Here is a 13,896-nt window from a genome sequence, read left to right on the forward strand (position 1 = left end):
ATTGCGTGCCGCAGCGCCAACCCGTTGAAAACAATAGACAACTCAAAAGCGGCACAGCTTTCGCTCTCTCCTTCCCAACGCTGACAAGAGCCAGCCCACTGAAGAAGGAATTGCCGCCGTGGGGAATATCAATAAAGGCCTGACCTGCCTTCTGCTGATTGGATCAGCCGCCAGCACATTCATCAGTTTCAACGTTCAGGCCGAAGGCAATGGCGTGATCGTTCTCAACCGCGACGTTCAGCCCATTCCTATCGGGCGCAGCGGTGGCAAGGACCCCTACCCAACCACGGTCAATGCCAACCCTTCGGCTCGCATCAATCAGGCGATGACCAGCACCGAGCTCAATGACGGTGAATTTGCCAGTGTAGCCAGTGGCGCTTCGATTCGCGGCAATATCACCACGCCCACCGCCAACATGCCTGGCATGAACACCCTGACCAATCCCAACGGCCTGCCCGGCATGGGCGGCGGTCACGGCGGTGGCGCGGGCGGCTCGATTTCCAACACCGTCAACCGTGCGATGAGTTCCGGTCTTGCTCCGCTGACCCGCATGGCCGGAGGGCAATGAGATGAATCGTTCCCTTCTTTTACTTGCCCTTTTCGGCTGCGTCCAGGCGCTGGCCGCCCCCGACTCGGTCAATAACGCGAACATTCAGGACACCGGCGTCCAGTACCGCGGCAACTACAACGTCAACCAGGCTGCTGGCGACCAGATGCAACAAACCAATACCAAAGCCATCGCCATTGGCACCTCGGCCAGTGCTACCACCAACGTCCGGCAGCACATCGATACACCGGCCAACCCTTCAACGAACTCCAGCGCCACCATTGGCGGCAACTCTTTCAGTAATGGCAACGGAATCCTGGGCGTGAACCAGGGCGCCGGGGCCAACAACCAGATGGCCAACGTGACGCGCGTCAGCATCAGTGCTGCCCCGCAAAGCGTTGACGACAGCGCCCTGTCGCAACAGAACGTGGCGCTTTTACCGAGCTCAGGAGCAACTGGCACCTCACCCGGCAGTCGCCAGGTCACGACAAGTGATCAGGCCTTCACCGGCAGCCGAGGGGTGATTCAGGTGAACCAGAGTGCCGGGGTGGGGAACCGTATGGCTAACACCCTGAGCATCCGGGTCGCTGACTGACCCAAACAACAAAAGCAGTGCAATTAGAAAGTACCAACACTTAACCAACTAATAAGCACGATGGAGAAACACCATGAAACCTACAATGGCTCTCAAACCACTGGTTTTCGCACTTGCAGCAGTAATGGCAATGGCGGCTCAGGCAGGCGGCAATGATCATGGTAACGGGCACGGCAATGGCCATGGCAACCATGAACCCAAAGGCCCTACCCTGGAACAACTTCTGCAAATCGGAGCCGGCGCCGGGGCTGCCGTACTCGACACGCAGAACAGCGATGGCAACCTGGTGGGCAACCAAGGCACCAAAAACGATGCCAACGTCAATAACTCGGCCAATGGCACCAACGGCAACGTCGGCATGAACAACACCGCCGGCGATGGCAACCAGCAAGACAACGCTGCTGCACTGGCGACTGCCGACGAAAGCTTTATCTTCGGCAGCGCGGTATCTGTCTCCAGCGCCACTCAGGTCAACAACAACAACGCGGTTGCCAACTACTCGACAACCAACAACGCCAACCTCAACAACGTGGGTAACGGCGGTTCCGGCAACATTGGCGTGAACAACAGTGCCGGCAACTTCAACCAACAGAAAAACAACCTGGCTATTGCTGTATCGGGTGGTCGTGTAGCTAACGCTGCTGCTGCTGCGAACCAAAGCTCCACTGGCCTGACTGTGTCCAATAACGGCACTCAAACCTACAAAAAAGATACCCTCACCGGCACCGTGGCCGCCGTCGGCGCGTTCGCTGCCGTTGGCAAGGCTACCATCGAAGGTGATAAAGGCCACGGCGGTGGCGGCTATGGCGACAACGATCGCGGCCATGGCGGTAACGGCGGCAGCAAAGATCAGAAAGCCACCTTCGAAGCTGTCGGTGTCTTCGGCCTGGCTGGCGTCACCACTCAACAAGTGCTGACCCCTGATGGCTGGAAAAACCCTGTGACCAACAACGCGAACATCTCGAACGTTGGTAACAACTTCTCCGGTAACGCTGGTTACAACAACGCCGCCGGTGTTGGCAACCAACAAAGCAACTCGCTGTCCATCGCTGCAGGTTGCAAAGCCTGCATGTAATCGCGATCGAAACGAAAGCCCCGGAAACGGGGCTTTTCCTCAGTCCGCAAAGGCGTATCGATCATGCGTAAGACTGCCTTTATCGCCCTGCTTTGCCTGTCCGGCCTGACCCAGGCTGCCCAGATGCCCGTCGCTGCCCTGCCCGGCGGCGTACTCGTCTACAAGAACGTGCAAAGCATTCGTGAACGCAAGTTTGCCGACATCGTCGAACAAAAAACCGATTTCAGCTGCGGCGCCGCCGCGCTGGCCACGGTACTGCGCCAGGCTTATTGGCTCGACGTCGATGAAGAGCACATCATCAAAGGCATGCTGGTCAACGCTGACCAGGACCTTGTGCGTACTCAAGGTTTCTCCATGCTGGACATGAAACGCTACATAGAAAGCATCGGCATGCGCGCCAGGGGCTACAAGATTCCACCGGATAAACTCGACGACGTAACCATCCCGGTGGTGGTACTGATGGAAATTCGCGGCTACAAGCATTTCGTGGTGCTGCAGCGTTCGGACAAGGATTGGGTTTATATCGGAGATCCCGTCTTAGGCCATAAACGCTACGCCCATGATGACTTTGTCAAAGGTTGGAACGGCATCGTCTTCGCCATCGTCGGCCCCGGTTATGACAAAACCAATGCATTGCGCATGCCGCCGACCCCGCTGACCGCGAAGAACAAGCTGGATAACTTCAACCCTGTCAGAGATGCCGAATTGATGGACTTCGGGTTCATACAGAGCGACTTCTTTTAATCGCCGATTATAAAGAATGGGGCTGGATGTCCCGGGAGCAGCAGATGAAAACCTCATACTGGCTGGCCGCCGCCTGCCTGGCAGCGAGCGCGTCAGGCTATGCCAATGCAGGATTCAAACCCATCGAAGTTCAGGATCAGGAGCTGTCCCAGCTTCGTGGTCGTTACGTCATGCCGGGGCGGATCATCAGCTTCGGCATTGTCATGAGCAGTACCTGGCGCAACGCCAGCGGTGATCTGATCGGCGCTGCGACGTCGATGCAAATCCAGGCCGCCACGATCAAACCGGAATTCTATGTCTCGACCATCAAGGAACAGGGCAACGGCAGCACCCCGACTCCGGGCACTGGCAATGTCATTGGTGGCGCGGCACTCAACAGCAGCCAGGGCGTGACCCAAAGCGTACGCGCCGCTGGCGACGGCAACACCGCCAGCAACAATGTGGCCATCAATGTAAAAGAAGCCAACACCCCTCCTCCGCTGGCACCCGCACAAGGCCAGGCGCTGATGGCCGGGCAGACCATCGGGGCCAGCAATGCCGCCGGCAGTGTCGCCGTTTCGGCCACCAACAGTGGCGTGCAAATGGCCATTCAGGCCTCGGGCAATCAAGGCACCGCCCTGCAACAAGTGGCCCAGGGTGGCCTGCTGCAGAACACCCGCTTGCTCGGCAGCGCCAACGTGGTCAACAACATGACCCAACTCAATGTTGTGCTTAACAATAACGGCATCAGCCCCGGCGCACTGGACTGCAACCTGACTCAACTCAGGGCACTACGCAATATCGGATATTGAACTACGCTGAGTCTCGATCATTGGGCTTAAAGGGACGGCTTATTCATGTATCGATCAGTATCACTGCGTGCCGCTGTATGTCTGAGTACTCTTCTACCTGCGGCGATGCTGCAAGCAGCACCCGACGCAGATGTGGAGACCCTGAAACAGGAACTTCTGGAGCTGAAGCAACGATACGAAGTACAACAAAAGGCCCTGGCGGTGCTCGAACAACGGGTCCGTCAGGTTGAGGATCAACCGGCGGCCCCGCAACCCAAACGCCTGGCCAAGTCGCCGTCTGACATGAAAGGCAATCCAAAAGTCGCTACCAGTACCGGAGCGCCTGGTACCGGTGCCGCAGCAGCGTCGGGGGGCGCGGCCGGGGGCAGTGGCGCTTCTTACGGCCAGTCGCTGGCCGATGATTCGCAACCGGCACAGAGCGTGTCCAACCTCTACGACGAGGCCAGCGGCTTCTTCGGCGGCGGTAAATTCAGCTTTGAAACCGGTGTGACCTACTCGCGTTACGACACCCGGCAACTGATCCTCAACGGCTTCCTCGCGCTGGACTCGATCTTTCTGGGCAACATCAACCTCGACCGGATCAAGGCCGACACCTGGACGCTGGACCTGACCGGGCGCTACAACTTCGACAACCGTTGGCAGTTCGACGTGAACGTGCCGGTGGTTTACCGCGAATCGACCTACCAGTCCGGCGGCGGCAACGGTGGTGCATCCAACGTCACGACGGAACAGGATGTTTCGCGTGATCCAACCCTCGGCGACGTCAACTTCGGCATCGCGTACAAGTTCCTCGACGAGTCGGTCAACACGCCGGACGCCGTGGTCACCCTGCGGGTCAAGGCGCCAACCGGCAAGGATCCGTTCGGCATCAAACTGCGCCAGACCGACGCCAACTCCAACCTGTTCGTGCCTGACACGCTGCCAACCGGTAACGGTGTCTGGTCGATCACACCCGGGGTTTCGCTGGTCAAGACGTTCGACCCGGCAGTGCTGTTCGGCAGCTTGTCCTACACCCACAACCTGGAGGAGTCGTTCGACGACATCAGTTCGACCGTCAACCAGAAAAACCCGGGCAAGGTAAAGATTGGCGACAGCTTCCAGATCGGCGCCGGTATTGCGTTCGCTCTGAACGAAAAGATGAGTATGTCGTTCTCGGTGTCTGACCTGGTGCAACGCAAGAGCAAGCTGAAACAGGATGGCGGTGATTGGCAATCGGTGGTGTCCAGTGACGCCAACGCCGGTTACTTCAACGTCGGCATGACCATTGCCGCCACGGATAACCTGACCATCGTGCCCAACCTGTCGATCGGCATGACCGACGATGCCCCGGACTTCTCCTTCAGCCTGAAATTCCCGTACTACTTCTAAAGCACAAGATCGCAGCCTGCGGCAGCTCCTACAGAGGTAATCCCTGTAGAAGCTGCCGCAGGCTGCGATCTTTTGAGCTTTGTTCTCTAGCGAATCTGATGCTTGTGCAGCAGGCGATAAAACGTCGGCCGCGACACGCCCAGCACCTTCGCCGCCACACTGAGGTTGTCGCTGTGGCGGTTCAATACATCGCACAGCGCCTGGCGTTCGGCGCGGGTCTTGTAGTCTTCCAGCGTACCCATCGGCGTCGAAATCGTGTGCTGGCTGAGTAATCCCAGATCCCGGGCTTCGATCTGTCGGCCTTCTGCCAACACCAGGCCCCGTCGCACGCGGTTGGCCAGTTCCCGCACATTGCCCGGCCAGTCGTGCTTGCCCATGGCAATCAACGCATCCTCACTGAAGCTGCGCGGGCGGCGCCCGGTTTCGTGGCTGTAGAAGTGCGAGAAATGGTTGGCCAGCATCGACAGATCACCGTGGCGCTCGCGCAATGGCGCGGTCACCACTTGCAGCACATTGAGGCGGTAATACAGGTCTTCGCGAAAACGCTTTTTCTCGATCGCCGCTTCGAGGTCGACGTGGGTGGCCGCCAGCACGCGAACATCCACCGGGATCGGCTGGCTGCCACCCACGCGCTCGATGTGTTTCTCCTGCAGAAAACGCAGCAGATTGGCCTGCAATTCCAGCGGCAGATCGCCGATTTCATCGAGAAAAAGCGTGCCACCATTCGCGGCCTCGATGCGCCCGACCTTGCGCTGATGCGCACCGGTGAACGCACCTTTCTCGTGGCCAAACAGTTCGGACTGAATCAAATGTTCGGGAATCGCCCCGCAATTGATCGCCACGAATGGCTTGCTGTGGCGTTGGGACTGGCGGTGCAGCGTGCGTGCCACCAGTTCTTTACCGGTGCCGCTTTCGCCCCGGATCAGTACCGGGGATTCGGTCGGCGCCAGTTTGCTCAATAACTTGCGCAGTTCGCGGATCGGCTTGCTGTCGCCGAGTAACTCGTGTTCAGGCTGGTCGACGTGAATCGTGCCTTGCCCGCGCAAACGCGCCATGCCGAACGCGCGGCCCAGGGTCACCTGAACCCGTGAGACATCGAACGGCAAGGTGTGGAAATCGAAAAACCATTCGCAGACGAAGTCACCGACGTTCTGCAACCGCAGGACTTCCTGGTTCAACACCGCGATCCACTCGGTGCCGCTACGGCTGATCAGTTCCTTGACCGCTTCGGGACGTTCAAGGTGAAAAGGTTGCAGTCGCAGCAGCCCGACATCGCATGTCCGATCGGCGGCATTTTCCAGGCTACAACTGTCGACATCCCATCCCACCGAGCGCAAACCAGGTAATAACCGGTGACAGTCGTCGCACGGGTCGACCACCAATAAACGTCGTAACGCAGGCGCTTCGATCATGACTGTTCCTTGGCGCCAAATTTAAGGAAATTATTGTAAAAACAGTCATTTGGCAGACCCGACTGTAACATTAGCAAGAAATTGACAGGGCCTTGTATCGATTGCTTATAGGTGTACAAGCTAACGAGTTATAAGAAGCAAGTTTATTAGTCAGCTATCGAGTTGCTATCTTTCACCAGGCTTTCAAAAACGTTCGGAATGTTGAGCCTGAGCAATTAAGTTGAAATTTCTCTGTTTCGTGTGTGACCTGCCACGGGGTTGCGTGCATCAGTACAAGTATCCAGCCGAACGGTAAGCCCAACCGACGGCACATCACTTGATTGGGCACGACAGAGAGAAGACCCCAATGACCGCCCCGCTCCGTATCAACGAAGCTCTTTTGATTGCCAACCACGCGTTCAAACCCTTTCAGTGCGTGGCCTGGGCCCCACAAGACGGCAATGGCGAACTGAACCTGACCGTCATCGACCGTACCAACTCGCACATCGGTCGCCAGCAGATTCCAAGCAGCGCCTACTCCGATCCGGCGCAACTGGAACTGCTGTTGCAACAGGCCCGCGCCGAATTGAGCAAAGAAGGTTACCTGCTGCAATCGTGGTCGATGCCACATTGATCAGAGGCTAATGCGGATGACTTTCACGTCATCCGCTCTGTTCTTTGTTAGTTATCCGCTGCTGTTTATCTTCAATGCTTCTGTACAACTTTCTTCAAGCTGCCAGGCGCCACTGCTTGGCAGGCTTTCGTTTGGTTCAAAAAGACACTGTTATGGCACAGTGCGACCCTCCACCTGTTAGTTCTGTCAGTTGAACTTGCGTGTATTCAGGGATTGAATGTTCCGCTCATGCAGTTACCGCCCATTCGGGCCTGGTCAACTTGCAAGGAGAGGCATGCATGTCACCCGAGAACGCCTTTGCGCGCCCGGCACTACTCAACAGTTCCGGGCAACTCGACAAACAATTTGCCAACACTGGCGTTGCCCAAGTGTATTTCGCCGGCAGTGTTTCCAGCATGACTCAGGGTGTCGCACTGGATCGACAGGGGCGCGTGCTGGTCGCCGCCAAGGTCGGCACTGCTCAAGGCAGTCGTTTCGGTCTGGCACGCCTACTCGCGGACGGTTCGGCCGACCTCGCTTTCGGCCAGCATGGCAGCGTGATTGGCGAGTTCGAACGCGGTTTTGAGGCCACCGGTGGCAAGGTCCAGGTATTGCCCGACGGACGAATCCTGCTGGCCGGGCTGCATTATCAAAACGCCCATCGCACCCTGCCCGCCCTTGCCCTGTTCAGCACCGAGGGTATCCCCGACCCGAGCTTTGGTGAAAATGGCCGCAAAGTAGTGCGCCTGCCCGGCGACCTGTCCATCGGTTCCCGCGATTGCTGGCTGCCTCCCGGCGTACCGGGTGCTGAAGCCTGTGACATCGCCGTGCAGGACGACGGGCATATTCTGCTGATCGCCAATCACCACTTCGAACTCGCCGACCATGCCGGAATGCTGATCCGCCTGACGCCAGACGGGACGCTCGATGCAAGCTTCAATGGGCGCGGTTTCGTGATGATTCGACATTTGCTGCTCAACACGTGGCTCAGCAGCCTCGTATTGCAGGAGGACGGGCGGATCCTTGTCGCCGGCTCAATTGATTTCCCCCAGGAGGGCCTGGTGGCGCGCTACCTGCCTGACGGGCGTCTTGATGAGCGCTTCGCGGTGGATGGCTTCCTGGCTTTCAAAGCCAACGGCAAAAGTGCGATGGTCTGTCAGGTCATCGAGTCAAAGGAACATCTGCACTGTTTTGGCAGCAGTCGCGATCCGATCCGCTGCCTGGCGCTGAGCCTGCACCCTAACGGCCGCCCGGACTGGCGCAACGACACTGGTCACCCGCATCTGCTGGAAATCGGCCCCAGTGGTTGCCAGTGGAGCGCCGCGCAACGCATGGCGGATGGTCGGATCATGGCGGTGGGTGCAACGATCGGCGGCGTCGAGGCCGACTTCATCGTTGCTCGCTATAAAGCTGATGGCCATCTCGACCGGAGCTTCGGCAACGGCCACGGCTGGTTGCGCACGCGCCTGGGCCGCAGCCTGGATACCGCCAATTCTCTCGCGATCCAGCCAGACCGGAAAATTCTTGTCGGCGGCTACTCGCTCGACGGCAACTACCGCGCCATGGTCGCGCGCTATCTGAATCAATAACTTCCCGGACTTGAACTTGCCAGACACATGCGGCAACTTGCGCGCTTCTTAATACAAGGAGCAACCGATGTCCGGTTCACTGGCCCAGGCGTTCGCGCATAATTTTCTCGGGCACTCGCCCCGCTGGTACAAGGCGTGCATCGTAGGGTTCCTGATCCTCAACGCCGTGGTGCTGTTCACTGTCGGCCCGGTCGCCGCCGGCTGGCTGCTGGTGATCGAATTCATTTTCACCCTGGCCATGGCGCTCAAGTGCTATCCATTGATGCCCGGTGGCTTGTTGCTGATCGAAGCCCTGCTGCTGAAGATGGCCTCACCACAGGCCCTGTACGATGAACTGGTGCACAACTTCCCGGTGATCCTGCTGCTGATGTTCATGGTCGCGGGCATCTACTTCATGAAGGATCTGCTGCTGTTTCTGTTCTCACGGTTGCTGCTGGGCGTGCGCTCCAAGGCGCTGCTGGCGCTGATGTTCTGCTTTCTCTCAGCTTTTTTGTCGGCGTTTCTCGACGCCTTGACCGTAACCGCGGTGATCATCAGCGCGGCGGTCGGCTTCTATTCGGTCTACCACCGCGTGGCCTCGGGCAATGATCCGCGTCAGGACAGCGAATTCAGCGACGACCGCCATCTGCCGGCCCTGCACCATGAAGACCTGGAGCAATTCCGCGCATTCCTGCGCAGCCTGCTGATGCACGGCGCGGTCGGCACCGCACTCGGCGGGGTCTGCACCCTGGTGGGTGAGCCGCAGAATCTGCTGATCGGTCATGAAATGGGCTGGCACTTCGCAGAGTTTTTCCAGAAAGTCGCGCCGGTTTCGTTGCCGGTGCTGGCGGCGGGTCTGGTGACCTGCGTGCTGCTGGAAAAACTGCGCTGGTTTGGCTACGGCACCCTGCTGCCGGACAACGTCCGCGCCGTGCTGGCCAATTACGCCGCCGAAGACAACGCCGAACGCACCCCGCGTCAGCGTGCCGCCCTGCTGGTGCAAGGCGCTGCCGCATTGATCCTGATTGGTTGCCTGGCGTTTCACGTCGCGGAGGTCGGGCTGATCGGCCTGATGGTGATCGTGCTGATCACCGCGTTCACCGGCATCACCGACGAGCATCGTCTGGGCAGCGCGTTCAAGGACGCCATGCCGTTCACCGCATTGCTGGTGGTGTTCTTTGCCGTGGTCGCGGTGATTCACGATCAGCAACTGTTCGCGCCGCTGATCCAGTGGGTGCTGGCGCTGCCGGCGGAGCAACAGCCGGGCATGCTGTTCATCGCCAATGGCCTGCTCTCGGCGATCAGCGACAACGTGTTCGTCGCCACGATCTACATCACCGAAGTGAAACAGGCTTTCCTGTCCGGGCACATGAGCCGCGAGCATTTCGAGACCCTGGCGATCGCGATCAACACTGGCACCAACCTGCCAAGCGTGGCGACGCCGAACGGTCAGGCGGCATTCCTGTTCCTGCTGACCTCGGCGATTGCACCGCTGGTGCGCCTGTCGTACGGGCGGATGGTGTGGATGGCGTTGCCGTACACCGTAGTGATGGGGTTGCTGGGCTGGTACGCCGTCAGCTACTGGCTGTAATTACGCCGAATAAACTGTAGGAGTGAGCCTGCTCGCGATAGCGGTGTGTCAGCCCAAGAAATGGTGACTGATACATTGCAATCGCGAACAGGCTCACTCCTACATTTGTTTTTGGGGTGAGTTCAGCGACCGAGGATGTACTTCTCGATCGCCTGCGCCACGCCGTCGTCGGTGTTTGGCGCGGTGACCACGTCAGCCTGGCGCTTCACCGCCTCTTCCGCCTGCCCCATGGCAATCGACAATCCCGCGCAATGGAACATCGCCGGGTCGTTGCCGCCATCGCCAATCGCGGCGGTCTGCGCCAGCGGGATATCGAGGTGCGCGGCAATGGTTGCCAGTGCGGTGCCCTTGTTGGCCTCCAGCGCCGTCACGTCCAGGTACACCGGTTGCGAACGCGAAACCTGAGCCATGCCGCTGACCTTGGCTAACAGGCGCGCCTCAAGCTCGATCAGCAGATCGGTGTTGTTACTGGTGGCGACGATCTTGTCGATGCGCTCCAGGTACGGCTCGAAACTCTCGACCACCACCGGCGGATAACCGAGGCCGTGCTGCTCGCGCGGCACCATCGGCCCGTGCGGATCCTTGAGCAACCAGTCGCCACCGCTGAACACCCAGATCTCCACATCCGGTTGGTCAGCGAACAACGCCAGAGCAATCAGTGCGGTCGGCACCGGCAGGTAATGCGCCACCAACAGACTGCCATCCGGATTGACGATGGTGCCGCCATTGAAGGCGGCGGTCGGCAGATCGACACCCAAGGCTTCGATCTGCTGCAGCATGGCTTTGGGTGGGCGCCCGGTGGCCAGGCTGAACAACACGCCGGCCTCACGCAGCGAACGAACGGCATCAATGGTGCGCTGGCTCAGGCTGTGGTCGGGCAGCAGCAGCGTGCCGTCCATGTCACTCAATAAAAAGCGGATCGATTCACTCATCCCAGACCATGCCAGACGCGACCGTCGCGAGTCAGCAGATCATTGGCGGCTTGCGGGCCGTCTTCCCCGGCAGCGTAAGTCTGCACACTCGCATCCTGTTGCCAGGCATCGAGGAAGGGCTGCACCGCGCGCCAGCCGTTCTCGATGTTGTCGGCGCGCTGGAACAGCGTCTGGTCGCCGGTCAGGCAGTCGTAGATCAGCGTTTCGTAGCCAGTGGACGGCTGCATTTCGAAGAAATCCTTGTAGGCAAAACCCAGCTCGATGTTGGCCATGTTCAACGCCGGCCCCGGCCGTTTGGCCAGCAGGTCGAACCACATGCCTTCGTTAGGCTGGATCTGAATACGCAGATAGGTCGGCTGCAACTCGTCGACCTCGGTATCCCGGAACTGCGCATAGGGCGCCGGTTTGAAGCAGATGACGATTTCGGTGTCGCGCACGCTCATGCGCTTGCCGGTACGCAGGTAGAACGGCACGCCGACCCAGCGCCAGTTGTCGATCATGACTTTCAGCGCGACGTAGGTTTCGGTGTTGCTGTCAGGCGCCACGTTGGCTTCCTGGCGATAGCCATTCAACGCTTTGCCATCGACCTCGCCGGCGCGGTACTGACCGCGTACCGAGTTGGCTCGCGCCTCCTCAACGCTCCATGGACGGATCGCGCCGACCACTTTGGCCTTCTCGCCGCGCACGGCGTCAGCGCCGAACGCGGCCGGCGGTTCCATGGCGACCATCGCCAGCAACTGGAACAGGTGATTGGGCACCATGTCACGCAGCGCACCGGTGTGCTCGTAAAAACTGCCACGGGTTTCGACGCCGACGGTTTCTGCCGCGGTGATTTGCACGTGGTCGATGTAATGGTTGTTCCAGAAGGCCTCGAACAGGCTGTTGGAGAACCGGCTGACCAGAATGTTCTGCACGGTTTCCTTGCCCAGGTAATGGTCGATCCGATAGATCTGTTTTTCGGACATGACCTTGAGCAGACAGGCGTTCAACGCTTCGGCAGTTTGCAGATCGGAGCCGAACGGCTTCTCGATGACCACCCTTCTGAATGCTTCCGGGGTTTCCTCCAACAACTTGGCGGCGCCGAGACGGCGTACCACTTCACTGAAAAAACGTGGCGCGGTGGCCAGGTAGAACACCGCATTGCCAGTGCCGCTGTCGGCAATTTTTGCCGCCAGCGCGGAATAAGTGCTGTCGTCCAGGAAGTCGCCCTGGACGTAGCTGATGCCTTTGGCGAGTTTGGCCCACAAGGCCGGATCAAGCATCTGATCGCCCTTGCCGACTTTCGCCGCCACTTCGGTACGGATGAAGTCTTCGAGTTTTTGCGCGAAGGCTTCATCGGTAATGGCGTTGTGATCAACGCCGACGATCCGCAGGTTTTCGTCCAGCAAGCCGTCGCGACTGAGGTTGTACAGCGCCGGCATCAGCAAGCGCTTGACCAGGTCGCCGTGGGCACCGAACAAAAACAGCGTGGTCGGTGGTGCGGGTTCTGCCTTGGACTTTCTGCGGATCGTATGGGTCATTTCTTCGGTGTCTCCACGTGGCCGCCGAAGCCGAAGCGCTGGGCCGAAAGAATCTTGTCGCCAAAGGTGCCCTGACCGCGCGAGCGGTAGCGCGAGAACAGCGAGTTGGACAGCACCGGAACCGGCACCGCCTGCTCCATGGCCGCTTCGATGGTCCATTGACCTTCGCCGCTGTCAGCCACCGAACCGGAGAAGCCGTCGAGTTTCGGATCGCTGGCCAGTGCGTCGGCGGTCAGGTCGAGCAGCCAGGACGAGACCACGCTGCCACGGCGCCAGACTTCGGCGATGTCGGCCACGTTCAGGTCGAAACGCTGATCTTCCGGCAGACGCTCGCTGGACTTGGTCTTGAGGATGTCGAAGCCTTCGGCGAACGCGGCCATCATGCCGTACTCGATGCCGTTGTGAATCATCTTCACGAAGTGCCCGGCACCGGCAGGACCGGCGTGAATGTAGCCGTACTCGGCGCGGTGATCCTCGGACTTGCGATCCCTGGTGCGCGGAATGTTGCCCATGCCCGGCGCCAGCGCAGCGAACAGCGGGTCAAGGCGCTGCACGGTTTCGGCGTCGCCGCCGATCATCATGCAGTAGCCGCGCTCCAGGCCCCAGACGCCGCCGGAGGTACCGACGTCGATGTAGTGCAGGCCCTTCTCGGCCAAGGTTTTCGCCCGGCGAATGTCATCCTTATAGTTGGTGTTGCCGCCGTCGATGATGGTGTCACCGGCTTCCAGCAAGTCGCTCAGAGTGTTGATGGTGTCTTCGGTCGGCGCGCCGGCCGGCAACATGACCCATACGGCACGTGGCTTGGCCAGGCCTGCCACCAGAGCGGGCAGGTCGGCAACGCCGGTGGAGCCCTCGGCGACCAGGTTATCGATGAAAGCGGTATTGCGGTCGTAAACAACGGTGGTGTGACCGTTGAGCATCAGACGTCGCGCAATATTGCCGCCCATGCGGCCCAGTCCAATAATCCCGAGTTGCATGTGCTGATGCTCCTTACTACAAATAAATGTGTGTCATTGGTTATAGCCCAACGCGACTGATGGAGGTTAGTCCAGAGCGTTGCGATGAAGTTTCCGGGCATTGTGCCCGATCCAGACTGATAACGCCCCGAATCCTGCCGAAGACACACCGACCATGAAAAATAAAAAAGTTCCATTCACGGGC

General features: G+C 59.3%; 13 protein-coding genes. 9 read left to right on the top strand and 4 right to left on the bottom strand.

All coding sequences use genetic code 11. From position 1 onward, the window contains the following. Positions 1 to 118: 118 nt before the first annotated feature. The 6 genes from ACOYXG_RS14065 (at position 119) to ACOYXG_RS14090 (ending at position 5,120) form a co-directional block, all read left to right on the top strand. Entirely contained in the window at positions 119 to 568 is a 450-nt protein-coding gene (locus ACOYXG_RS14065) for a hypothetical protein (RefSeq protein ID WP_027612703.1), read from the top strand. A 1-nt stretch (position 569) separates the two neighbouring features. After that, positions 570 to 1,142 carry an adhesin gene (locus ACOYXG_RS14070; protein ID WP_336836490.1) on the top strand — a complete coding sequence of 191 codons (573 nt, stop codon included), beginning with the start codon at positions 570 to 572 and terminating at the stop codon, positions 1,140 to 1,142. Positions 1,143 to 1,215: 73 nt separating this feature from the next. Then, positions 1,216 to 2,217: a hypothetical protein gene (locus ACOYXG_RS14075; protein WP_007964628.1), complete on the top strand. Its 1,002-nt coding sequence runs from the start codon at positions 1,216 to 1,218 to the stop codon at positions 2,215 to 2,217. 63 nt (positions 2,218 to 2,280) lie between these two features. Continuing rightward, a complete protein-coding gene (locus ACOYXG_RS14080) occupies positions 2,281 to 2,961 on the top strand; it encodes a C39 family peptidase (RefSeq protein ID WP_027612701.1) in 681 nt (226 codons plus the stop codon). 44 nt (positions 2,962 to 3,005) lie between these two features. Next, the gene (locus tag ACOYXG_RS14085) at positions 3,006 to 3,752 is read left to right on the top strand and encodes a hypothetical protein (RefSeq protein WP_027612700.1); all 747 of its coding nucleotides are present in this window, start codon (positions 3,006 to 3,008) and stop codon (positions 3,750 to 3,752) included. Between the two features lie 45 nt (positions 3,753 to 3,797). Then, positions 3,798 to 5,120 (top strand): transporter, encoded by a 1,323-nt coding sequence (locus tag ACOYXG_RS14090; protein WP_096796550.1) that lies wholly within the window; start codon positions 3,798 to 3,800, stop codon positions 5,118 to 5,120. Between the two features lie 86 nt (positions 5,121 to 5,206). Here the strand turns inward: ACOYXG_RS14090 and ACOYXG_RS14095 are convergent, their stop codons facing one another. Further along, positions 5,207 to 6,532: a sigma-54 dependent transcriptional regulator gene (locus tag ACOYXG_RS14095; protein WP_027612698.1), complete on the bottom strand. Its 1,326-nt coding sequence runs from the start codon at positions 6,530 to 6,532 to the stop codon at positions 5,207 to 5,209. 346 nt (positions 6,533 to 6,878) lie between these two features. On the opposite strand from ACOYXG_RS14095, the gene ACOYXG_RS14100 reads away from it, so the two are divergent. The 3 genes from ACOYXG_RS14100 to nhaB all read left to right on the top strand — a co-directional run bounded on the left by ACOYXG_RS14100 (position 6,879) and on the right by nhaB (position 10,283). Next, positions 6,879 to 7,145 (top strand): hypothetical protein, encoded by a 267-nt coding sequence (locus ACOYXG_RS14100; protein ID WP_003225374.1) that lies wholly within the window; start codon positions 6,879 to 6,881, stop codon positions 7,143 to 7,145. Between the two features lie 278 nt (positions 7,146 to 7,423). Continuing rightward, positions 7,424 to 8,713: a hypothetical protein gene (locus ACOYXG_RS14105; protein ID WP_460352340.1), complete on the top strand. Its 1,290-nt coding sequence runs from the start codon at positions 7,424 to 7,426 to the stop codon at positions 8,711 to 8,713. Between the two features lie 67 nt (positions 8,714 to 8,780). Next, positions 8,781 to 10,283, top strand: coding sequence for a sodium/proton antiporter NhaB (gene nhaB, locus ACOYXG_RS14110; protein ID WP_460352342.1), 1,503 nt, complete (start codon positions 8,781 to 8,783; stop codon positions 10,281 to 10,283). Positions 10,284 to 10,405: 122 nt separating this feature from the next. Here the strand turns inward: nhaB and ACOYXG_RS14115 are convergent, their stop codons facing one another. Genes ACOYXG_RS14115 through gnd form a run of 3 tightly spaced genes read right to left on the bottom strand, consistent with a single transcriptional unit; the run spans position 10,406 to position 13,712 of the window. After that, positions 10,406 to 11,215: an HAD family hydrolase gene (locus ACOYXG_RS14115; protein ID WP_096796547.1), complete on the bottom strand. Its 810-nt coding sequence runs from the start codon at positions 11,213 to 11,215 to the stop codon at positions 10,406 to 10,408. After that, the gene (zwf, locus tag ACOYXG_RS14120; protein WP_047598529.1) at positions 11,212 to 12,735 is read right to left on the bottom strand and encodes a glucose-6-phosphate dehydrogenase; all 1,524 of its coding nucleotides are present in this window, start codon (positions 12,733 to 12,735) and stop codon (positions 11,212 to 11,214) included. Before zwf ends, ACOYXG_RS14115 begins: the two co-directional genes overlap by 4 nt. Continuing rightward, positions 12,732 to 13,712 carry a phosphogluconate dehydrogenase (NAD(+)-dependent, decarboxylating) gene (gnd, locus tag ACOYXG_RS14125; RefSeq protein WP_460352345.1) on the bottom strand — a complete coding sequence of 327 codons (981 nt, stop codon included), beginning with the start codon at positions 13,710 to 13,712 and terminating at the stop codon, positions 12,732 to 12,734. Before gnd ends, zwf begins: the two co-directional genes overlap by 4 nt. Positions 13,713 to 13,896 lie beyond the last annotated feature (184 nt).

This window comes from Pseudomonas sp. G3-39, assembly GCF_054790485.1.